Genomic DNA, 23,281 nt, shown 5'->3' on the forward strand with positions numbered 1-23,281 from the left:
AATCTGCTTTTGTGAAATCATTTTATATATTCAACTATCTTGTCACCCATCTGAGAGGTGCTAAGCTTATTCATTCCTTCAGTATAAATATCTACGGTTCTGAATCCATCCTTTAAAACTTTCTCCACTGCATTTTCGATATCACCCGCTTCTTTATCAAGACCAAGTGAATAACTTAAAAGCATTGCTGCCGAAAGTATTGTAGCTATAGGATTTGCAATATTCTTTCCGGCAATATCAGGTGCCGAACCGTGACTCGGCTCATAAAGTCCAAGCTTACTCTCATTTAAGCTTGCACTTGGAAGCATTCCTATAGAGCCTGTGATCATACTTGCTTCATCCGATAAAATATCACCAAACATATTTTCTGTAAGCACTACATCAAACTGCCCCGGATTCATTACAAGCTGCATAGCCGCATTATCTACAAGCATATGCTCCAAGGTAATATCAGGATAGTCCTTAGCCACCTCTTCGACCACATTTCTCCAAAGCCTTGAGCTGTCAAGTACATTTGCCTTGTCTACACTGATTACTTTCTTTCTTCTTTTTGAAGCGATATCAAAGGCAACCTTAGCCACTCTTCTGATTTCATTTTCATTGTAAACAAGAGTATCCACCGCAGTTCTTACACCGTCTGTCTCTTTGGTATATCTCTCTCCGAAATAAAGTCCTCCTGTAAGCTCTCTGACTATTACCATATCAAAACCTGCTTTGCTTATCTCTGTCTTTAAAGGACAGGCATCTGCAAGTTCCTTATATAAAAGTGCAGGTCTTAAGTTTGCAAAAAGTCCAAGCTCTTTTCTTATTTTTAAAAGTCCGGCCTCAGGTCTTAGATTAGGTTCAACATCATACCATTTTGAATTTCCCACATTGCCGCCGACTGCTCCCAAAAGTACCGCATCACCGCTCTTTGCAATCTCTATTGCTTCGTCTGTCAAAGGCACTCCGTATTTATCTATGGAACATCCTCCCATATCTATATCTGTATATATAAATTCATGATTATATTTTTGTGAGACAGCCTCCAAAACCTTTTTTGCTTCTCTTACTATCTCAGGTCCGATACCGTCACCGTTTATCAATGTTATATTTGCTTTCATATTCCATCTTTCCTTATTTTAAAAGATTTTCTTATCATAATACTTTAAAATAAAACTTTTTTCAACTTTACTGTCAACTATTCTTTATTTTATGCATATATATTTTCTATACTTGCCATAACATTTAGTTAAGGGAAATCAAAAAGAGCAGAGATTTTTATCTCTGCCCCACTTTTTAAAACTCTTCATCATCATCGTCATCCGCTATAGCACCGAATACAGCCCCCATCGTACCGGCCGATACCGCAACCGCCACTACTATAACAAGTCCTACAATACCTGCAAAAATCGGCATAATGTCCATAAGCACCTCCCAAAGCATAACCGCTTATTCTAAAAATAACACCCCTCAGGTGTTACGTAACAATTCCATATAACTGGGCCAGCTGGATTTGAACCAGCGAATGCAGGAGTCAAAGTCCTGTGCCTTACCGCTTGGCGATGACCCATTAAAGGGTGGGTAATGGGATTCGAACCCACGGCCTCCAGAGCCACAATCTGGCGCGCTAACCAACTGCGCTATACCCACCATAATATATCATATATTATGATAAAAAGCAGGTGATGGGAATCGAACCCACGTATTCAGCTTGGAAGGCTGATGTTCTACCATTGAACCACACCTGCATATCAGTGAGCCTGAAGGGATTCGAACCCCTGACCCTCGGCTTAGAAGGCCGATGCTCTATCCAGCTGAGCTACAGACTCATATATTATGTTTTTAGAAAACAAATCGGGGTGACAGGATTCGAACCTGCGACCCCCTGGTCCCAAACCAGGTACTCTAGCCAAACTGAGCCACACCCCGATGATTATTTACATGTCTCTCTCAGACACATACAGCATTATATATGAGCGGCATTGCAATGTCAAGCATTTTTTTGATTTTTTAGAAGAAAAAATTGTTTAACATCTAAAGCTCAAACAGCAGCATATAGGCTTAATTTTACAATCCCCGTACAACTCTTTTATTGCCACCGGGGACTGTAAAACTCAAATCCCATAAACATACCTACTCAACTATAATTTATTTAAAATATTCGTGACCTCCATAAGAAAACAAATAAGTTAAAGATGAATCAAACCATCCTACCGCATGGCTTGAAGAATAAGCTCTGTCCATAAAGTAAAGTGCGCCTCTTGAATAGTCCTCTCCCATCAGTGCATTATTTACACCTTTGATAGTGGCTTCGCTCACCTTAACTTTAAAAAATCTCTTATCCCTTATAGGTGAAAACTGTCCTTTACTGAATATAACTTCTGTTATAGTGTTTTCAAAATGGCTTGAACGAACCCTGTTTAAAACCACATTGGCTACTATCGTTCTACCATAGACATCATTGTCACCTACCTCAGCTTCAACAATCCTTAGCAGATTATTATAATCCTCTACTGTAAGTGAAGATAATCCAAGTGCTACCCTACGTTCCTCAAGAAGTCTCTCCATTTTTTCATTTCCGGTCTCCTTTTGCTCTATTCGGGGCAAATTTGCAATATCCTCATCAACAGTTGTATTATCTAATCCGGCGTTATCCAAAATATCGTCTGCCTCGTCTTCCATATCATCCTCAAAGGTTTCACCTTCTCCGGAATTTATGACATTAGCACTGACAGCATTTTTTCCGCTTCCCGCAAATCCATTGCTTGAAAATGCAACGACACTGATCACCGCACCACCTATTGTGAGCAAAGCCATCTGTCTGTACATCTTCTTTGTGAGTCTCATAGGTATTGCCATAATCTTCCCACAAATGGACTTTAAAAGCGATGTTATTCTTGGCATAAAGTCTCTCCTTTTTTAATACAAAAGTTAATTTTTTGAATTATAGTAAGTGAGTAACTAAATGTCAACGATTTATTACAGAAGTTATCTATTTGTAAGTAATCTTTAATAATAATATAATATCGCTGTTAAAAAAAGTTTAAAAATGCCCTAAATAAGCACATCTTCGTTTAAAATTTATCATTTAACCACCTTAGTGCATACTCCGCATAAAGTGTTGCTCCTATGTCCAAAGCGTTCTCATCTACATCAAAACCTTCATTATGAATCTGAATCAAACTGTTTGGAATGCTCTCATTTGAAGTTCCAAGATAAGCATATGCCCCCGGAATTTCCATAATAAATTCCGCAAAATTATCACCGCCTAAAGATATAGGTCTTACCTTTGCCGCCTTTTCTCCGAAAATATTCTTTACAATGCCTCTGACCTCTTCTGAAACCCTCTCATCATTTATAAGTGCCGACGTATAATCTGTCCAGATAACCTTTGCGCTTCCACCGTAAATCTTTGCAATATTTTCAGCAGTCTCCTGCACCTTATCTCTCACTTCCTGCCTGGTCTTTGCAGAGGTGGTTCTTGTTGTACCTTCTATAACTCCGCTGCCGGACACTATATTGTAAGATGTTCCGGAGTTTAATATTCCCACACCTATAACCACAGGATCTATCGGTGATGTAGTCCTTGTAACCAAAGCCTGTAATGCCACAACAGTCTGTGCGGCTATGTAAAGTGCATCTATACCCATCTGAGGAGTTGATACATGAGTAGCCTTTCCCTCTATTTCTATTCTGAAATGGTCCACAGATGCATTGTTTATACCTGTAGTCACTCCGACCTCTCCACATCTTAAATCAGGTGCCACATGTAGTCCGAAAATTCTTTCCACTCCCTTTACTTCACCGTTTGCAATAATAGCCTGTGCACCTGCACCTATTTCTTCACCCGGCTGGAAGATAAGTTTTACCGTTCCTGCAAACTTTTCTCTGTTATTTGCAAGTATTATAGCCGCACCCAGTAAAGATGCATTGTGAACGTCATGACCGCAGGCATGCATAACACCTTCTGTTTTTGAGCAATAAGCTCTGTCATCTCTTTCAAGTATAGGAAGTGCATCTATATCGGCTCTGAGTGCCACAACTCTGTCCTTGCCTTCTCTGGTACTTCCCTGATGTCCTATATTGCTCTCAGACTCATCTGCTCCCGTATTCTTTGCAGGCTCCGACTTTCCTGTTCCTTTAATAAGTCCTATTACCCCTGTTTCGGCACTTCTGTAATGCTCTATACCCAGCTTATCAAGCTCTTCTTCTATTCTCGTAGCTGTACGATACTCCTTCATACTGAGTTCCGGATGCAGATGGAAATCTCTTCTAAGCTCCACCAAAGTTTCATGTATCTTTTTTACTTCATTTAATATATCCATAAAGTCCTCTTTTCATTCTATCCCTTTATCCCTACTTTATTAGTAGGAATTTAATTTATACTACCACCTTTTAAAAAAAGGGTCAAGAACAGTTTATGCTCTTAACCCTTTATATTGATTTTTAAGCTATTCAATTTTTGTAAGCTTACCGCTAAGCACAAATCTTGCATCATCAAACTCATAACTACAGGTTGACAGAGTAAAGACCTTATCACCATATTCCGGATTCACATCTGATTTAAATGCAGATACTTCTTTTAATGACTTTATCCAGTTATCAAATTCCGTACCGTCACTAAAATCAAGCTGCCATGCGTTCTCTTCCACATTTGCCACATGTCCGGCAAAGAAATCGATTCTATATACCGCATCTTCGGTTATCAAATATCCGTTCTTATGTTCATCAAAGAAATCCTGCTTTTTATAACCTTTGAGTGCCGCAAACATACTTCCGTTTTTCATATGATGTCCGTATATTATGCTGTGCAGATCACTCAAATCACTTGGGTTTCTTGTATCTAAAAATATAGCACCTGCCGGATTCTCGGTTCTGTCCACCATATGATCCAGATAATATTCATTATCTGTTGTATGTACTATCGGATAATTTATTTCCGTATCAGGTACATAAATCCACCCTATAACATCACCGTTTACAGCCTTTAATCCTGCAAAATCAACCTTCGGATATGGCTTTTCTTCTTCGGTTTCCTCTACAGTCTCTTCCGTATTATCACTTGACTGTGCCACCGTTTGCTCTATGGTATACTTATCTATTTCCTTATAGGTATCCACACCTTTTTTATATTCACTTTGTATCTTTATAATATTATATCCTGCATATACCGCTATTGTTAAAAATATACAGCATAGCACTATTCGTATCTTGTCCTTCACTTTCTTCTCCTAATCATCACTATACGGCCTTTTACAATATTATTCCCTTTACAAATAAAAAGCCATAAAAACTTTCTTAATGATTTTATAAAGTATAACATAGATACGAAAACTATCAATAATAATTATATCTCCAATATATAACTTATACCGCAGATATTGACGGAATCACCGTTATACAGCCTTATATTCTCCTCGTTTTCAAGCTTTCTGCCGTTTATATAAGTTCCGTTTCTTGAGTTTAAATCTCTTGCATAAATTTCATTATCTTTCTCAAAGAATTTTAAATGCATTCTGCTGACTCCGTCAATATTAAGAACATAATCACACACTCTTTCCTGTTTTCCTATAATAAAGGGTAAGTATGAGAGTTCAATGTCTTCCTTCCCGTTTACCGTTCTTAAAAATCTTCCCGAACTTTTTATCTTTATATCCGTGAGCAGTACGGTACTTCCTATTTCTTCATCAGGTACTGTAAATAAAGTCTTATCCTCGTTTATATATGCGGCATTCACATTTGACTCATAACCTTCAAATACCTTTTCAAGAAACTCCGATTCCTCATCCTGAGCCTTCACTTTTTTATTTTTAAAAACACCACCGAAGATATTGAATTTAGTTTTGTTCCTCTCTTTTTCGTCAACATTCTCAGTAATTATCTCTTCGCAAACAACCTGCTCCTTATCCGCCTTCTTTAAATTACAGTCCAAAATTCCTTCTAAATCATTTATAGTGAAATCTCTTTTTTGGCATTCCTTCAGTATCCCGTATACCGTTATCAAACATTCTTTATCTTCTTTGTTGATATTATTTAAAATATTTTCCAATAATAATCTCATCTCTTCCTTATTGTCTTCATTTCTTGGAATATATAAAAATGAGAATCTTTTAAGATCCAAATCGGAAAAAATATATTCGGGATCCAGTACTATTGATGATGCTTCAAGCAAAAATTCTTCCAATGATTTTGTTGCAGCTATTATTTCGATAATAAACGATTTTATTTCTTCCACATTCAATGTTTTTACTTCAAAAATTCTTGATACCGGCTGTAGTGAGCTTATATCATAACAAATCTCCATTTTAGAGTTCATCCTTTTTATAAAAGGCTTCAAGAAATTTTTGATATTGTTATGCTCTATCATACCCAGTTCAAAGGCATATTTGCTTTTTAATTCAAGCAAATATTTTTCCTCCGGCTCAAATATAAGCTGGTTACTCTTCAGATTCCTCTGATAACTGACCTTTAAGTCTTTCATATATCCCCTCCAATGCTGTAGTCGCTCTTATATAGCCCTCGGGATCATAGACAGCCACTCTGATACTCTGATTTCCCTGCTCCCCTTCGATGGAAAATTTATGTTCCTTTATTTTTACAGCTTTATTGCCCTTTAACTCAACTAAAGACTTTAACCTTTCCGTATCATATCCCATATTTTTCTCATCATGTGCCAATCTCTCAAGCAGTAAATGCATCTCGACACTGTCAACCGTTTCAGTATGTTTATCTATGCTGTATCCTATTATAAAAGCGATACCCATAAATATAAAAAATATAATATAAGTTATCTCCACTGTAAAACTTGCTCTCAAACTCTTCTTCATACACATAACCATATAATGCAATTTGCCATAGTTATAAAAGGAAGCATTGCCACTCTGACTCCTTTTATTCTACGCTTTTTTATCATGTAATATAGGCTCATAAAAAGAGCATATATTGAAACTATAAAAACCGATACAAAAAATAAAAGTATATTTCCCTTAAGCCCCAGTATCGCTCCACAACCTATAAATACAAGTGCATCTCCCTCTCCCAAGATATTAAACTTTGAAAGCGGCAACAATAAAAAACCGCTGAGTATTCCAAGTACTGTATTCTTAATATCTATGCTGTTACCGATAATAAACTTATATATCTGAATATCTATAATCATTATATAAAATAAAACCACACCGAAGGTGTATATCTCTTTTTTTCTGATATCCTGAAATGTAAAAATCAGCAAAAATATTATTAAAATCATCTTTTCCACAAGTTCAATACTCAATGTCTACCTCCACAGTAAGAACATACTCCCAAATGCTCCACATCCGAGAGCTTTACTCTTTGTACATAAGCTATGATTGCACTGCAATCAGGATCACTGTGATATCTCGTGCCTGAAGGCATTATATAAACGCTTGTTCCTGCTCTGTTTCCACATCTTTCACATGGCTGATACCTCGCTCCGTTATCATTTCTTATGCCTGCTATTTCAGATAAAGATACACAGCGCAAATCATTATAAAGATAGTGGCATCTTGGATCTAAATGATACCTGGTCGAGTTCCTGCCTATATAAACATATTCTTCATCATCCGAACTTCCGGAGCCTTTCCCACCATCTGCCCCTATCCACGCTCTTCTGGAAGCTACAACAGTCTGATTGATTGTATTTTTAAATATCCCTATCGGCAGTGAATACTTATAATCTATTCTTATACATATAGTCTCACCGTCGGACATACAGGTTGATAAAAGTCCGTGAATATTACTTATATTCTTATCTTTCACCTCGGAATTTATTTTTGCAACGACAAAGCTTCCTATTGCTCCACCTGCAAATACTCCCTTTACATTTTCCATAGCTTCATGATCATAATTTTCATTTTCTTCTCTTGTATTACCTGTAAATCGGTAATATGTATATGCATACTGGCATGAATCCTTACATACGGCTTCTGCAATTCCTCTGATTTTTCTATTGGTGTTCATCATATCAAAAGGCATTATAAGTACCGCCATAGCTATAATAAACAGGCTAAAGCACATGGCCGCCTCTACACTGAGAGAGGCTTTGTGCGTCCTCTTATACCTGCATGCTTGGAGAGCTTTCATTTTTTTATTTTTAAAATTTTCATTATAAGAGGACATACAAAACCTCCCTTCAATATATTTTCTCCACTTTAACCTGCATCTCATAGCCTGATATAAGACCTGCAAACTCTTTGGAAAAATACGATATCTCACTAAATACTCTTCTTGCTCCACAGCTTATATTTGCATCAATACCGTATATCATATCCTTCATTAAAAAGTCGTTTTGGCTCACACCTATATCAAGCTGCATTATATCCATCATTCTGAAATTTCTTTTTACAGGATCTTCTATATATAAAAGCATTTTCAAGTATCCCTCATAGTTGATACCGCGTTCGGAATCCTTATTGCCCAAAGACCTGTTTTCCAAAACTTCAAATATCGTGTCAAGATCCGCCTTCCAATCGTCCTTCGTCTTTATTATAGGCACCTTGCCCCCTGATAAAAGGCATTTGATATCTATAGCCGATTCCACCAAAGCCCATACCGCTATTATCAAAAACTTGACAAGAAATGTTATTTCAGGCAGACATATCACACCGCTGATTACCTCTGCAAGCTCTCCGGCTCTTTGCATCTTATCGGCATCGGATACGATATGCATATAGTTTAATCCCTCTCTTATTGCAAGAAGAGCCGCCACCGTGTTTTCAAGATTTTCCCTGTCCGAGTCTTTTCCGTTTAGTATATACTCAAGCTCATATGAAAGCGGAGTCTTTATATCATCTGTAAAGTCGGCAAAATATGTTCCGATATACTCATTTATAAGAAGTCTTTCTGCAAGATTTCTGCCTGTATATCCTCCTGTGACGGCATTTGAAGGAAGAGCGAGTCTGTTTATACTTTTATTTGAAACCTCTCTGTTTTCAGGAATCACGAGAGAGAATATACCGTCGGAAATCAGTTCTTTTAGTTGTTTTAGCTGATCTTCTTTAACTTCATCAGATATTCCATGTCTAAAGTTCATTCTCATTTCTGTAAGTGAATTTATATCATCACTCACATTATCCCAACCTTCGCTTATCTCATTTCCATGTTCATCTTCTTCATCATCTTCAGCTTCCGCTATTCTTTCCTGCAGGATTTCAATATCGGCTTCCAGATGCTCGATCTCCCTTACCATACTTTCAGAAAGTCCGCCAAGTGCTGCCACCTCAAGTCTTCTTTCTCCGTCCTTATCTGCGTAGTCTTTAAACCTTGCCGTCTCTCCTTCGATATACGCCTTATTGTTTTCTGAGAGTTTGGAAATACTTTCGGCATTTTTATCTTTTATTTCTCCGATTTTCCTCGATAATTTATCGGCTTTTTTTTCATACTTTTTTATAAGATCCGGAACTTTTTTTAATACCTTTTTCAGATTTTTACAAAGCTTTTTTATCTCTGTCAGATTTCTTGCACCAAGTGAAGATTTCATTTCAGATCTTATTTTCTCCTGTTCTGAAATATTTTCAGAAAGTCTTTTTAAAACCTTCTCAACTTCAATCGCTTCTCTTGAACTGAGGCCATAGTCGGAAGTAACCTTTTCCATACTCTTAGCATCTTCTATATCTTTCCAAAGCTTATCGGGAGAACTGTCAAATATTGATTCAAAAGTTCCAAGGCCCATATAATCAATAATCTCCTGCTCAAGATACATGCCGCCATTGTCATTTAAATATATTTTCTTATTTAAATTCACATGCGGATTTTGAATCCTGTACATTCCGCTGTTTTTTATATAAGGGTCCATATACAAAAGCATCATATCTTTTATATTCTCATCACTGTAACTTTCCAGACCGAATATTCTGTAATTCTCCCAAAGCTTTCTATGATATCTGCTAAAAAGTGAATCAATTGCAGAGTCTCCTGCCACCTGTAAATAAAATCTTGCTCCCGATGTCCTTGCAGACTCCAAAAGTCCACATATTAAAGCACTGATACAGACAAATATCAGACATATAAAGACGGTAACGGAACCGCTTTTTCTCAATTATATACCTCTTTTGATTTCTTATTGATTTCCTTAAAGATATTGTTCATAAGCTTACTGATATTTCCTTTAAATATAAGTACCAGACCTATCAAAACCACTAAAACCAAAACAATCTCCACTACTCCGACACCGTCCTCATTTTCCATAAAATCTTTCCAAAACTCCAACATATTTACTACCCCTTTCTAATTTTCTAAAATCCACATTGCTTTTATAAAATCAATAAAATATCAACAATGCAGGTACAATTATTATCATCATCACTATAAGTAACATCATAAAAAGCGGTAAAAGCAGCTTTGTATTTAACTCCTCGCCTTCTCTTCTTGCCAAATTTATCCTCTCATCCCATGCACTTTGTGACTCCATGCTTAGGAGACTGTGCAGATTTGCAAGTCCGTTCCTTCTGTTTTGTTCTAAAAGTGATGCCAATTTCATATATTGCCTAAGGGCACAGCTCCTGCCGAAATCCTTATATACAGTATTCTCATATATTCCGGTTTTAAGTTTTGCCAGAGCCTTTACCATTTCCTCATAGGCATATCTTCTTTCATTGTTCTCTTTACATTCATTCTCATAATCTATAACTATACTCTCCCATGACTGTCTGACAGAAAGTCCGGCACCTATAAATACTATCAGTTTTGAAACTATATCCGGATAATCCTTCATAAGCTCCCTTTTTCTCTTTTCTGTGCTCCGCCTTTCTTTTTCCTTTTCCTGTAAATATAAAAGTATCGCTATAACTGTTCCCATAATCGGAATAATATTAAAGTTAAACGCTTCACCATAGTGGTATATAAGACTTTTACCGTCATACGTATCCGGCAGAGTATAACCGTCTTTTTGGATTGATTCCTTATCGACAATTGCTATCTTATCAATCAGCCCCTTTAAAAGCCTTTCATCATTTGATAATATTTTCGGACATACTGTTATTGGAATAATATAGCTTTCCTCATAAGTTTCATAACTTAAGTCTACCTCTATATCAAGATTTATGTTTTCTTTGAGATTTTCATTATGTACATTTCCCAAAATGTCTATAAGTTCACTCTCGCCGAAATCCCACTTTACACTAAGGCCTAAATCGCTTATTTCATTTGTCAAATTCAAATCTGTGGTGATATTTTGCAGTGAAGAATTCTCACCCGGAAGTGTTAAAAGTATCTCTTCCAGACCTTTTTTTATAGCCTCCTTTGCCTCATCTTTTGAATAAGTTCTCTTTGTTATAGGTATCTCTATTCTTTGCGGCTTATCAAGTAAACCTTCAACCTCTATTTCAATCTCGGTATCATATTCATCCACACCCGGTCTGTTTATATAATTATCTTCTACCGTATTTACCTTTAAAAAAGAATTGCAGATACCAAAAATCACAAAGCTTGCGATTATAATCAGCCAACACTTTAAATTTTTTAAAAAGATTATCCTCAAATACTTTTTCATAGGCTATACCTCTATATTTAAAAGTCTCTTTGAGATATAAATTGCAAACAGATAGACTATAAGTCCTATACTCATGCAGGCTCTTCCTATAAAGGTTGTATACATAATATTGAAAAACCCCGGTGAGCTTATATCAATATATAAAACTATAAAAAGCGGGAATATATTCATAACGTTTTGTTCAAACCTCTTTGAAGTTGTCATGGTTATTATCTCTTCTTTTATTCTCACCTTATCACCTATAACACCGACCGTATGTGCGATAATACTTTCAAGTTCACCTCCGCTTCTTTTGGCAATCCTTAAAACCTTTGCAAAGCTTCTTATATCTTCGCTGTGGCTCCTGTAAGCCAAATCGTCAAACGCCCTTTCAACACTGATATTCATGTAAATAAGCTGATTTATATATTCAAATTCTTTTATTATCAGATTATCTTTAGCATATAAAAGTCTTAGCTCCACCAAAGCTTCCTTTACAGAGTTTTCCAGTGAATATCCTGCATTTAAAAGTGATGAAAGTATCATTATCGCTTCCTTAAACTCCACAACAAGTCTGCGCTTTTTTGCTGCGATCAATTCTTTTCTTTTTAAAATGGGGTATAAAAAACAGAATGGAAATAAACAAGAAAATATGATTATGCTTTTATAGAATATATAAGAACCTATGGCTGCTGCCGATACGGCTAAAAAGCTGTATTTTAGCCACTCCGAAACGCTAAATCTGTAGCTGTTATAGTCTATAGCCTGCTGCGAACAATTTTTGTTTGTTTTTAAGTTCTCCGACTTTTTTATGTACCTTTTCTTCCATATCGAACTCATAGAGCTTATTAAGCCCAATCTCCCCATTTTCATAGGGCAAAACCTCCAAAATCTCAAGCATTCTTCTTTCTCCCTCTCTGAGTCTTCCAAGATGTATCAAAATATCCAATGCACTTGCTATCTGCGATCTGATAGCGGCCAGCGGCAGATCCGCACCGCTTAGCACCATTGTTTCAAGTCTTGAGAGCATATCCTTTGCACTGTTACCATGTCCTGTACTGAGCGAACCGTCATGTCCGGTATTCATAGCCTGCAACATATCAAGCGCTTCTCTTCCCCTGACTTCTCCGACTATTATCCTGTCGGGATTCATTCTAAGTGATGCCCTTATAAGATCTCCTATGCCGATACTTCCGTCACCGCTTAAAGTCGCATTTTTTGTCTCAAGCCTTACTATATTTTTTATATGCATCAGCTGTAATTCCGCCGAATCCTCTATTGTAATAACTCTTTCCCCCTTAGGTATATAGCTTGAGAGTGCATTTAAAAAAGTGGTTTTTCCCGAGTTTGTGCCTCCTGAAATAAAAATATTATATCCTGAACAAACCAGCATCTCCAAAAAATTTGCACATTCTTCAGATATTGTTCCGTATGATATCATTCTCTCCATACTGATAACTTCAGGAAACTTTCTTATTGTAATAATCGGACCGTCAAGAGATATTGGCGGCAATACAATATGTACTCTTGAACCGTCTGAGAGTCTGGCATCTGCAATAGGTGAAGACACATTTACAACTCTGTTCACCTTACTTACGATCTGCTGAATCATATCTTCCAAAACCTCATTACTCACAAAGCTCTTATCCCATTTCATGACTTTTCCACATTTTTCCACAAATATATCATCTTTCCCATTTACCATTATCTCTGTATGTCTTTGGAATCCAATAACTCCTGCAGTATATCCAGCCTTCTGAACGAATCAAAAAGAGAATTTCTTATATTTATTTTTTCTTCAAGAGGAATATAAAAAGAATGTTCCTTATGTACTATTTCACGATCTATTATTTCATATAATTCTTCATCTTCTATATTTCTAAGATCCGAGAGCTCATCTCTTATTTCTCTTTTCAGCTGCTCATAAATACTTTCACCCTGATTTGCGCTCTCATCTTCACGTTTAACCACCTGTATTCTAAAAATCTCATCATCTGTTATTTTTCTGTTTAACAAAAGCACCTCCATAATATAAAGCCTGCCAAAAAATATGGAGAAACAGGTATCAAATGCTTGTCACTTTTTCTGTATTCATAATATTTTTCAATTCTTCCGGCAGCAAGCACTCTCATACAATAGTTTATAAGCATTGTAATCCTGATTGTAAACTGATTAGTGAAAATCATATAAAGTAATGCGCCCGCTCCTGCCAGCACCAATGCTATAACAGTCACATTCACCCCGTCATATATACCTAAAAATCCTATAACCAAAGAAAACAACTTTATATCTCCGGCTCCAAAAAATCTAAGCCTGTAAAGAATTGAAAATAATATAATTGAAGCAAAAACTCTGAATACAAACTCTACATGTAATATATATACTCCTATAAGAAAATATCCGAAAATAATAATATTCGGAACCTTCTTCCAAAGTATATCCGTCATTGCCGCAGCAAATAACATACTGCCCACTATATAATAAATCATAGGCCCTCAGCTGTCTTTGAAACCTGTGAAAAATATTCACGCCGCTTTAATCTTGTAAAATTAAATATATCTGCGGAAATATCCTCCTTCGGCAATCTCATCTCATATATTTTGTGAATGATCTCAGCATATCCGTTTCGCCCCAGAAGTGATTTAAATTCACTTATCTTTGTCATCTCCACACTGTTGTTCTCTCCAATCACCGGGCAGAATATCTTTTCACACATATCCAAAATCTGCATGGATCTGCGGCCTATACTTCCAAAGTCGATTACAATAACTTCAAACAGATTTGCCAAAAGAATATCATTCATAAATTTTGTAAGTTCATTGTCGGATAAATAAAACAAGTCTTCATTGTACCTTGCAGGTAGAACAATATTCAAATCCTCAACTCTGCTGATACATTCTCCCAGTTTAGCAAAGTTTAAATCTCCGGTTTTATAACCATAGAAAACATCAGACAGGTCTCTACTGTTTTCTTTTCTCAAAACAGAAAACAATGAATCATATTCATCAAAGGAAATAAGCAAAGAACTGTTTTCCTGTGAACAGAAGTAAGAATGAAATGCCACCGAAAGACTTGTTCTGCCACATCTGTTTATCGGAGAATAAACACCGTAGACTTTTGTATTTTTATTAACTGCTGTAAGTCCGAAAGAATTATTACCCGAAAAAAATCCCAGCAGTTCATCAACTATTATATGTACACCGCAAAATTTGAATATTGAACAGAAAAGTTCTGAAGAACCGGTATATTTAGACTCTACCATCGCATCATCTGACAGGAGAACGACCGGAAGTCCCGTATCTATACATTCATCCACATTGTCAATATCCGTGATAAATGCCACTGTCTCCATAGAAGAGCTTTCATTACTGTACATTTGGAATGAAGTATAAGCGACCGCTTTGAAAGGAATCCTATCCTCCTTAGAAAGAAAATCAGATAATTTTAAGGCAAAGCGTATATCCGTATCAATCACCGCTATAATATGCCTCATAAAACTCCTATAGAATTATTTAAAGAAAGGTCCCCAAAACACCTGTTAGAAAGGTGTTCTAATCTTTAGACTTTTATAATAATAAAAAAGAGCATAAAAGTCAATGCTCTTTTCAATATTTCATATACAATTTATATATTGAATAAATGTGAATTTTATACAAAAATTTATTTTACCCTGGGAATCTGCCTAACATCATAGGTTCTGTTCTCCATTAATTTGGCATTTACATCATCAGGCAAATCTGATTTCCCTATGCTGTGCATCGCTATTTCCACTACCGCCTTGGCATATTCCTTTTTATCACTTTCGATAGTACCCAAAAGCTTACCTTCATTGATTGCTTCAAGGGCCTCCTTTGTTCCGTCTATACCGACAACCTTTATACCTTTTATATTATTGTTTCTTTCAATCGCATCTATGGCACCAAGTCCCATATCATCATTATTTGATATGACAAGGTCTATATTGTCGTAATTATTAAGCCACTCTTCCATAAGCGCGGAACCCTGTGCTCTCTCCCAGTTTCCGATAGCACCGTTTAGCTTATTTATCGGAATATTGTTCTCCTGCAAAGTTTTTATAACCCATTCTGTCCTTACAAGAGAATCCTGATGACTCGGTTCACCCTCTAAAAGCACATAATTTATCACACCGTCACCGTCTATATCTATGCTGTGAGGATTTTCATTGTAGGCATTTATTATTATCTTGGCCTGCTCGATTCCTGCGGACTTCGGTCCTGCACCTACATAATAAATATTGTCCGCTCTGTTTAAGTCATCATCCACCGGTTTTCTGTTAAAAAATACTATCGGTATTTTTGCGCCGACCGCCGTTTCAATCATATTTGAAGCGGCAAATCTGTCAACGACATTTATAAGAAGTACATCATAGTCAAGAGATACAAATCTATCCACCTGATGATTTTGAGTATTTTGATTGTCTCTGGCATCCACCACCTCAAGATTTATCTTGATATCATGTTCTTTTTCATATTCCTTTACATACTCTTCAATTTCCTGTCTGACATTTGAAATAAATGTATCGTCAAATCTATACAGACAAAGACCTATCTTGATGACATTTTTCTTAGGCGATGCAACCCTGCTCATCATAGATATACAGCCGACGACAAGAACAATTACCAAAATCGCCATGCTTATTATAAAACCATGTTTTTTCATCTTCCTCCCACAGTGCTAGTCAATTGGGAACAGCTGTTTTATTATATCCTCATTTTCCAGACTTTCCTTATCCACCAGCATATTTTCCATATCGATATTTGTCATATAGTTCGTCTTTTTTAAGTCCGCCATAAGCATTTCCACTGCCGAATATCCCTCGTCATACTCATTTAGAGTAGCTATCGCATCTATACTGCCCTCACTTAATTTATTTAAAAAGAATGTAGTTGCTCCTATGCAATAAAACCCGTGTATATGTTCCTTATAAACGCTGCTGCCTCCAAGTATCTTACATATATTCTCAGTGCTTTTCTTATCAAGTGAGAATATAAAAGCGCTTTTCTTACTGTGCACCAAATCTTCTATTGCCGTCCGAAACTCCTTTTCATCTCCCTCTACAAGAATTATATTAGAAGATTGTTTTGATTTCAAGAAATCTGTTTCCTTTGACACACCTGCAAGATTCAAATCATTTACAAATACATAAACCGGTGAACTTCCGTCATACTTTTCTTCAAATGCCGTATAAAGCCTTTCAATCATATCTGTATAGTCAATATTTATAGTCCTCTTTGAGATATTTATACTTGGATTTGCACTTCCTATCTTAGCCGTATCAAATACATCCGTATCCTTTGACTTTAGTACAACCACCGGTGACTTTATAAGATTGATTTTTAAATCATTTTTTGCCAACACAATAATACCGTCGGCACCGTTTTCCTCCTCGGACTCTATAAGCGTCTTCTGATTTATATTATTTAATGTAATCAGGTTTATATCTATATTGTATTTCTTTGCGGCATCATCCACACCCTTTTTAAGATTGGCGTATTTACTTTCATCCTCACCGTCAAGTATCAAAGATACCTGATAAACTCTCGGTGTTTCTTCTTTTAATATCAAATTTGTCTGCGAAATTACAAAGAGTAAGATAATTGATACAAACCATATTATCCATATATATATTTTATCTGTCTTCATCATTCTCTCCATATACTACAGCAGGCAAATGAATTGTAATCTTTGTACCTTCATCAGGTTCCGATTCAACTTTCAACCCGTATTCACTTCCAAAATACAGCTTTATTCTTTCATTTACATTTTTTACACCGATACCGGATCCTTTTTTACTTGGAACAAAGTCTTTACTCAGTAAAGTTTCAACCATATCTTCACTCATTCCAAGTCCGTTGTCCGTTATCGTAAAATAAAGACTGTCATCCTCTTTAAATACTTTTACGTCTATCTCACCGTCACCGTCCATAAACTCCATTCCGTGATATATCGCATTTTCCACCAAGGGCTGAAGCATAAGCTTTAAAGATGAATAAGAAAGCACTTCCTCATCCACATCTATGCTGTATTCAAACCTGTTTTTGAAACGCATATTCTGTATCATCAGATAGTTTCTTACATGCTCCACCTCATCTTTTACAGTGATTATATTCTTTCCCTTGCTTAATGAAATCCTGAAAAACTTTGCAAGTGCCGTCACAATATTTACAGCCTTGTCGGAATTCTCGTTTTCAATCATCCAAACGATAATATCCAAAGTATTGTATAAAAAATGCGGATTTATCTGAGACTGCAATGTATCAAACTCGCTCTTTCTCTTGGCATTATGCTCAGCCACAAGATCCGACATCAATACCTTTATCCTGCCAAGCATGTTTTTAATTGACTTGCCGAGATGTTCCACCTCATAAGAACCGCTAGGTACTATCTCCACATCCAGATTTCCGCTCTCAATCTCTCTTACACTGCCGTCAAGCCTCTTTATAGGATTTGATATCTTATCGGAAATAAAGGCATTTATCATAGCCAGTAAAAATAAGAAAAGATCGGCAACGAAGAGTACAAAGAATCTGAATTTTATTCCGTCTACTCCAAGTGCCGCACTTGGTGTCACTCCCACAAGCTTCCAACCTGTATATCCTATCGTCCTTACATTGAGTGTAATATTTTTTCCGCCAAGATTCTCAACTGTTATTCCGTCTTTTAAAGTGGCGGCATATTTATTGTCTTCCTTAAATCGTCCCGAATATATCTCATTTTGTTTCGGATGCCATATGATATCACCACTATCATTGGTCAGATACACATAGCCTCCGTTTCCCAAATTTACATTTGAAAATATCTCCTCAAAATACATATAGTTTAAGTTAATAAGAAGAAGAGCCTGTGTGGCCTTACCCTCATCAGTCACCTCCACCGCTCTTGAAAGAGAAATCACCCATGAATAGCTGCTTTCATTCCTGTCAAAGAGATCTCTGATATGCGGCATGGAAAAGTTGATATATTCACTTTCCGCCATACTTTTTTTAAAAAAATCCTTTTCCAAAACATTGCTGTTATCTTTAAGTCGTAATGCAGGCATGGACTCTATAAGCTCGCCCTTTCCGGATATCAAAGCTATATCATCTATCATATTGTCATTGTTGACATAGATAAGGTTCATACCCCTTTTTATATCATCATTTGATATATCCGTATTTTTGATAACATTATAATAAATGGAATCGGATACCTTCATGGCATTTCTAAGATATGAATCCACAGACTCACCAAGCTGCCCTACAATGCCTGAGTTTTCCTCAATAATGGTGGCATTTAAGCTGTTTGTAAATCTTTGAAATATTATAAGGCTTATAAGTGCTATGGCTATAATCGCTGTAACTGTAAAGTACATGAAAATAGAGCTTTGTATGCTCAAATTTTTTATACTCAAGTTTTTTAAACTGAATTTCCCTTTTTCCATATACTAACCTTGCTGTCTGTACTTTGAAGGTGAAACCCCATACTTTTTCTTAAACACATAGCTGAAATAATTCTGATCCGCATAACCCACCATTTCCGCTATAATATATGTCTTTTCATCTGTAGTCTTTAAAAGCTCCACAGCCTTTTGCAATCTGACATTGGTCAGGAAATTTACATAGGATATCCCCATATCCTTTTTAAAGTTTGTGGAAAACCTGGCAACGGAGACATGTAAATGTTTACAAAGTTTTTCAAGCGACAATTCCATATCCGCAAAGTTCTCTTCTATATAGGCCTTAGCCTCTTCAAGTACCTTTTTTGATGTGAAGGCTCGATCTTCTCTTATCTTATGAGCGATATTTATGCTTGCCTCAAGCAGCCACTCTCTGAAACCGCCTGTATCCTTTATCTTATCCAAAAGATCTATATAATCTGTAGCCGTCTTTGTAAGTACTGAAAGCTCAAGTCCGTAGTCCTGTACCAGACTTATAATAATATTTATAACATTTATCATATAGGACTGATACTGACTTGAGTGTACCTTTGATTCCTTAAGCTTTGATGCTATCTTTTCCACATATTCGGCTATACTTTCATCACTTCCGAACTTTAATATATTGATATATTCCTTTGCTTCAATATCTTCAAACTTCAGCTTATCAGACTTTACAGGCTCCATATCTTTTATATAAATAACTTCGCCGCTTCCTACGATACCTCTGTATCCGAGAGCCTCCTTTGCAAGAGTATATGACCTGTGAAGATCTGTAATATCCTTTACACTGATACCCAGACCTATGGTAAGGTTTACACCTATGGCTCTGTTTACATCTCGTATCGCCTCTGTAAGTATGGACATTATATAGTTTTTTGACATCTTCTCAGGAAGTCCTGTCAATATAACTATACTGGTTTCCGAATACATGGAAAAGACCTCCGCCTGTAATTTATATTTCAGGTTTTCAAGGAGGTTGACCTTTACAGATATAGGTATAAGTTCTTTATCAACTATACTGCTGTCCATATCATCTATGTGAACAGCGGCAACTATATATCTGTCTGCATTGTTTAAATTTATATCATATTCGGACATAGCATAATCTATCTCCGAAGCACTTATACTTCCATGTATAATACCGTTTAAAAACTGCTCCCTGAGTATAGGAATACTGGCTTGGTATCCTCTTCTGAGTCTTTCAATATCTCTTTTTTTATCAAGTTCCTCATCCATACTTTTATGTACTTTTCTGAGGATCTCCGTAAGCTCAACGGCAGAAACAGGCTTAAGCACATACTCTATTACGCCCATCTTAATGGCTTCTTTTGCATAGTCAAAATCATCAAATCCCGAAAAAATGATGGACTTTATAAGAGGATATCTTATATTTATTTCATTTATCAGCTCAAGTCCGTCCATATATGGCATTCTGATATCGGTAAATACCAGGTCCGGATTTAAATTTTCTATTTTCTCCAGTGCTTCAACACCGTTTTCGGCATCTCCAACAACTAAAAAACCTTCTTCTTCCCAGTTGATTTTTTTTATAATACTTTTTCTGACTTCTTCTTCGTCATCCACAAGTAAAATTTTGTAAAGTTCTCTCATATTAAAGTTCCAATACTATAGTGAAAGGTCCGTCATTTTCAAGGCTTACCTTCATATCCGCACCGAATACTCCGCATTCTGTATGAATATCCGACTTCTTGCCAAGTTCCACCATATACTCATAAAGTCTCTTTGCCTCATCCGGTGAGCCCGCACCTATAAAGCTCGGTCTGTTTCCCTCTTTGCAATTTGCCAGCAGCGTAAACTGTGATACAAGTAAAAGCTCACCGCCCACATCTTTTAATGAAAGGTTTGTTTTTCCGTTTTCATCTTCAAATATTCTAAGTTTGATAAGCTTATTAAAATACTTTTCAACGATTCTTTCATCATCATCTGCCGCTACACCTACCAAAACCAAAAGACCTTTATTTATCTTTCCTACTTCTTCACCGTCTATTTTTACATTTGCATGATTTACTCTTTGTATTACAAGCTTCATATTTCCTCCTAAAACGATCTTATCTCGTCTTCTTCATTGCTTATTTCTATGGACATTATTTTTACATAATATCCTCCGTCACCTACAGGTACCAGCACTCTGTCACCTTTTTTCTTACCTATTATGGCCTTGCCTATCGGTGACTCTATACTGAGCCTGCCTTCCAGTGAATCTCCTCTGATTGAAGTAACTATCTTGAACTTTTCACTCTCGTCATCATCTTCAAAATAGAGTTCTACAACCTTGTCGATTCCGACCTGATCTTCTTTTGTCTTATCTTCATATACATTACAGAATCTAAGCATTCTCTCTAAATAGTTGATTCTGCTCTCATTCTTGTTTTTCTCTCTTTTTGCTGCATAATATTCAAAATTTTCAGATAGATCTCCATGTGCTCTGGCTTCCTTTACCGCCTCTATAAGTTTCGGTCTAAGCAAAAGTTTTCTTTCTTCTATCTCCGCCTCTATCTTTTTAATATCATCTCTTGTAAGCGTCTCTGCCATAAAACCATCCATATACTTTTTTATATAAAACAAAAGAGTAGTAAAAACTACTCTTTTTTAAACCCCAAAGTGACGGCTCTGCTTATTGACGCCTAGCGAAGCTAGGTGGGTTACCTCACCTTGATATCTGCCTTCTACCTATAGAAGCTTGACATCCATCGAAGGTTATTTGGAATCCCATAAATCAAAATGTAGGTTCAAAATTGGCAAAGTTATCGCTCACCTCAGGAATTTTCTTCATAATAAAATTATAATACAAAATATATTTTTTTCAATATATTTCAATCAAAAAGTCCGGAAGTCATACAAAGTATTTCTTCCGGACTGAATTTTATCTTCCGATAACTTATGTTATCCAAATAAAACTATTCAGTTCTTCTTTTTTTGAAGATACATAGTGCAGCAAGTGCACTTGATATAATCAACATCAAACTGTAAATCGGAGTTGCATCTTTATCTTCAGTCTTTGGAACTGACAGCGCCACTCTTGTATCTGATATGGATTTTGTTGTATCCTTGCTCAGTTGTACCTTCTGTGGCTGTGGAGTTTTCGGCTCGTCTGTTACGATTACCGGATTCTCGATTGCATTCATTGATGTTGTATTATTGTTTACAGTTGCCTTTCCCGGTCTTACAGTCGATGTTGTGTTTGAACCTGAACTGCCGCTTCCACCTCTGCTTGTGTTTGAGCTTGTCGCTATTGACGGGGTCGCTAAAGGCCTTGTAGGTCTTATAACTACATCCTCATCTCTTCCCGGTATAGTGATCCGGCTTGGTGTTGCCACTCTTATAGGAGTTGTAGAGGTTGTCGGTGTGGTAGGTGTACTTGGATTTACCGGTGTTACAGGGTTTATCGGATTAATCGGGTTAATCGGGTTAATCGGGCTTGGGTTTATAGGAGTTACAGGTGGCACAGGTCCCGGTATTACTACCACGCTTGGGTCCTTCTTATAGATGTATGTTACTTCTATTCTTCCTGTGCTGAATACTCCCGTTTCAGATCCCTGTACAGTTTGTAAGCTGTATCCGTCTATTGCCTTTGCCGCTGTTGCGTATGGCAGACCGAGGCTTCTACTTCCGTCAAGTATTTCATCACTTTCTATCGGTATCCCTGCAGTATTTACGTAATGGGCGATTACATCTCCTGCATCTCTTCTGCGATATACATATGTCACAGTCTGACTACCGCTTGTAAATGTTCCTGTTGCGTTACTTGGTACACTTACAAGATCGTAATTGTCAAATACTTTTGAACTTGTTGTATAGTTCTCTCCAAATCTTTCACTACCGTTAAGTACCTCAGGTGTATCTAAAGGTACATTTCCGTTCTCATCTATATGCTCTACTACAACATCTCCCGCATCATCACGCTTATAGATATAGTTTACAGTTATCGGATCCGCTGTAAATGTTCCTGTTGCGTTACCCGGTACTGTTATAAGAGTATATCCCGGTATGGTCTTCGGTGTTGTTGTGTATGGCAAACCTACATTATCTGTTCCTGTTATTGTATCAGGTGTCTCAATTCTGTTTCCATGATTGTCCAGATAATTTACGACTACTCCGCCTGACTGCTTTCTCTTATAAAGATATGTTACCGTTTGGCTTCCGCTTACAAATGTTCCTGTTGCGTTAGACGGTACTGTATCTATCTCATAGTCTGAGTATATCTCAGGGGTTGTTGTATACGGTAATCCCAGCTTTCTGCTTCCGTCAAGTACTGTCGGTGTGCTTAAGTCGCTGTTATCATATACTGATTTGTGGTATACGGTTACATCTCCCGCATCAGCTCTTCTATATACATAGGTTACTGTCTGTGG

General features: G+C 36.7%; 22 protein-coding genes, 5 tRNA genes, 1 other RNA gene and 1 pseudogene. All 29 read right to left on the bottom strand.

The window, feature by feature from the left end; genetic code table 11:
- Positions 1–17 precede the first annotated feature (17 nt).
- Positions 18–1,103 (bottom strand): 3-isopropylmalate dehydrogenase, encoded by a 1,086-nt coding sequence (gene leuB / locus HMPREF1135_RS09700; RefSeq protein ID WP_007594715.1) that lies wholly within the window; start codon positions 1,101–1,103, stop codon positions 18–20.
- Between the two features lie 175 nt (positions 1,104–1,278).
- The gene (locus HMPREF1135_RS14260) at positions 1,279–1,407 is read right to left on the bottom strand and encodes a hypothetical protein (protein WP_007594717.1); all 129 of its coding nucleotides are present in this window, start codon (positions 1,405–1,407) and stop codon (positions 1,279–1,281) included.
- A 73-nt stretch (positions 1,408–1,480) separates the two neighbouring features.
- A tRNA-Gln gene (locus tag HMPREF1135_RS09705) sits at positions 1,481–1,552 on the bottom strand.
- A 6-nt stretch (positions 1,553–1,558) separates the two neighbouring features.
- Positions 1,559–1,632: transfer RNA gene (locus HMPREF1135_RS09710), tRNA-His, on the bottom strand.
- A 27-nt stretch (positions 1,633–1,659) separates the two neighbouring features.
- Positions 1,660–1,730 (bottom strand) — tRNA-Gly (locus HMPREF1135_RS09715).
- 7 nt (positions 1,731–1,737) lie between these two features.
- Positions 1,738–1,811 (bottom strand) — tRNA-Arg (locus HMPREF1135_RS09720).
- Between the two features lie 25 nt (positions 1,812–1,836).
- Positions 1,837–1,911: transfer RNA gene (locus HMPREF1135_RS09725), tRNA-Pro, on the bottom strand.
- 219 nt (positions 1,912–2,130) lie between these two features.
- The gene (locus tag HMPREF1135_RS09730) at positions 2,131–2,886 is read right to left on the bottom strand and encodes a cell wall hydrolase (protein ID WP_007594718.1); all 756 of its coding nucleotides are present in this window, start codon (positions 2,884–2,886) and stop codon (positions 2,131–2,133) included.
- Positions 2,887–3,056: 170 nt separating this feature from the next.
- On the bottom strand, positions 3,057–4,307 hold the full coding sequence (locus HMPREF1135_RS09735) for a M20 metallopeptidase family protein (protein WP_007594721.1): 1,251 nt from the start codon (positions 4,305–4,307) through the stop codon (positions 3,057–3,059).
- Positions 4,308–4,433: 126 nt separating this feature from the next.
- On the bottom strand, positions 4,434–5,204 hold the full coding sequence (gene srtB / locus HMPREF1135_RS09740; protein ID WP_007594723.1) for a class B sortase: 771 nt from the start codon (positions 5,202–5,204) through the stop codon (positions 4,434–4,436).
- A 125-nt stretch (positions 5,205–5,329) separates the two neighbouring features.
- The gene (locus HMPREF1135_RS09745; RefSeq protein ID WP_007594725.1) at positions 5,330–6,463 is read right to left on the bottom strand and encodes a DUF6382 domain-containing protein; all 1,134 of its coding nucleotides are present in this window, start codon (positions 6,461–6,463) and stop codon (positions 5,330–5,332) included.
- Positions 6,420–6,809 carry a hypothetical protein gene (locus HMPREF1135_RS09750; protein ID WP_007594727.1) on the bottom strand — a complete coding sequence of 130 codons (390 nt, stop codon included), beginning with the start codon at positions 6,807–6,809 and terminating at the stop codon, positions 6,420–6,422. The genes HMPREF1135_RS09745 and HMPREF1135_RS09750 overlap by 44 nt, the downstream gene beginning before the upstream one ends.
- Complete coding sequence (locus tag HMPREF1135_RS09755; RefSeq protein WP_007594729.1) at positions 6,806–7,255, bottom strand: prepilin peptidase; 450 nt, start codon at positions 7,253–7,255, stop codon at positions 6,806–6,808. Before HMPREF1135_RS09755 ends, HMPREF1135_RS09750 begins: the two co-directional genes overlap by 4 nt.
- A complete protein-coding gene (locus HMPREF1135_RS09760; RefSeq protein ID WP_007594730.1) occupies positions 7,252–8,121 on the bottom strand; it encodes a hypothetical protein in 870 nt (289 codons plus the stop codon). Before HMPREF1135_RS09760 ends, HMPREF1135_RS09755 begins: the two co-directional genes overlap by 4 nt.
- Before the next feature lie 13 nt (positions 8,122–8,134).
- Positions 8,135–10,039, bottom strand: coding sequence for a DUF5702 domain-containing protein (locus HMPREF1135_RS09765; protein ID WP_007594731.1), 1,905 nt, complete (start codon positions 10,037–10,039; stop codon positions 8,135–8,137).
- Positions 10,036–10,212: a Flp1 family type IVb pilin gene (locus HMPREF1135_RS13790; RefSeq protein WP_007594732.1), complete on the bottom strand. Its 177-nt coding sequence runs from the start codon at positions 10,210–10,212 to the stop codon at positions 10,036–10,038. The genes HMPREF1135_RS09765 and HMPREF1135_RS13790 overlap by 4 nt, the downstream gene beginning before the upstream one ends.
- A gap of 49 nt (positions 10,213–10,261) precedes the next feature.
- On the bottom strand, positions 10,262–11,491 hold the full coding sequence (locus tag HMPREF1135_RS09770; protein ID WP_007594733.1) for a hypothetical protein: 1,230 nt from the start codon (positions 11,489–11,491) through the stop codon (positions 10,262–10,264).
- A gap of 3 nt (positions 11,492–11,494) precedes the next feature.
- Positions 11,495–12,067: a type II secretion system F family protein gene (locus HMPREF1135_RS09775; RefSeq protein ID WP_242824852.1), complete on the bottom strand. Its 573-nt coding sequence runs from the start codon at positions 12,065–12,067 to the stop codon at positions 11,495–11,497.
- A gap of 154 nt (positions 12,068–12,221) precedes the next feature.
- A pseudogene (locus HMPREF1135_RS09780) lies at positions 12,222–13,498 on the bottom strand (CpaF family protein).
- The gene (locus HMPREF1135_RS09785) at positions 13,480–13,959 is read right to left on the bottom strand and encodes a prepilin peptidase (RefSeq protein ID WP_007594741.1); all 480 of its coding nucleotides are present in this window, start codon (positions 13,957–13,959) and stop codon (positions 13,480–13,482) included. The pseudogene HMPREF1135_RS09780 and the gene HMPREF1135_RS09785 overlap by 19 nt, the downstream one beginning before the upstream one ends.
- Positions 13,956–14,963, bottom strand: a complete 1,008-nt coding sequence (locus HMPREF1135_RS09790) for a hypothetical protein (RefSeq protein WP_007594743.1) — start codon at positions 14,961–14,963, stop codon at positions 13,956–13,958. The genes HMPREF1135_RS09785 and HMPREF1135_RS09790 overlap by 4 nt, the downstream gene beginning before the upstream one ends.
- 167 nt (positions 14,964–15,130) lie before the next feature.
- Positions 15,131–16,150 carry a galactose ABC transporter substrate-binding protein gene (locus HMPREF1135_RS09795; protein ID WP_007594745.1) on the bottom strand — a complete coding sequence of 340 codons (1,020 nt, stop codon included), beginning with the start codon at positions 16,148–16,150 and terminating at the stop codon, positions 15,131–15,133.
- 15 nt (positions 16,151–16,165) lie between these two features.
- A complete protein-coding gene (locus HMPREF1135_RS09800; RefSeq protein ID WP_007594748.1) occupies positions 16,166–17,134 on the bottom strand; it encodes a hypothetical protein in 969 nt (322 codons plus the stop codon).
- A complete protein-coding gene (locus HMPREF1135_RS09805) occupies positions 17,121–18,911 on the bottom strand; it encodes a cache domain-containing sensor histidine kinase (RefSeq protein ID WP_007594749.1) in 1,791 nt (596 codons plus the stop codon). The genes HMPREF1135_RS09800 and HMPREF1135_RS09805 overlap by 14 nt, the downstream gene beginning before the upstream one ends.
- A 3-nt stretch (positions 18,912–18,914) precedes the next feature.
- Positions 18,915–20,519: a response regulator gene (locus HMPREF1135_RS09810; RefSeq protein WP_007594752.1), complete on the bottom strand. Its 1,605-nt coding sequence runs from the start codon at positions 20,517–20,519 to the stop codon at positions 18,915–18,917.
- Between the two features lies 1 nt (position 20,520).
- Complete coding sequence (gene dtd, locus HMPREF1135_RS09815) at positions 20,521–20,958, bottom strand: D-aminoacyl-tRNA deacylase (RefSeq protein WP_007594754.1); 438 nt, start codon at positions 20,956–20,958, stop codon at positions 20,521–20,523.
- 8 nt (positions 20,959–20,966) lie between these two features.
- Positions 20,967–21,461: a transcription elongation factor GreA gene (gene greA / locus HMPREF1135_RS09820; protein WP_007594756.1), complete on the bottom strand. Its 495-nt coding sequence runs from the start codon at positions 21,459–21,461 to the stop codon at positions 20,967–20,969.
- 57 nt (positions 21,462–21,518) lie between these two features.
- Positions 21,519–21,695: non-coding RNA, 6S RNA (gene ssrS / locus HMPREF1135_RS13795), on the bottom strand.
- 131 nt (positions 21,696–21,826) lie between these two features.
- Positions 21,827–23,281 (bottom strand): MucBP domain-containing protein (locus tag HMPREF1135_RS14045; protein ID WP_007594758.1); only part of this gene is annotated, 1,455 nt, incomplete at its 5' end.

Source organism: Lachnoanaerobaculum sp. OBRC5-5 (assembly GCF_000296385.1).
Lineage (GTDB): Bacteria > Bacillota > Clostridia > Lachnospirales > Lachnospiraceae > Lachnoanaerobaculum.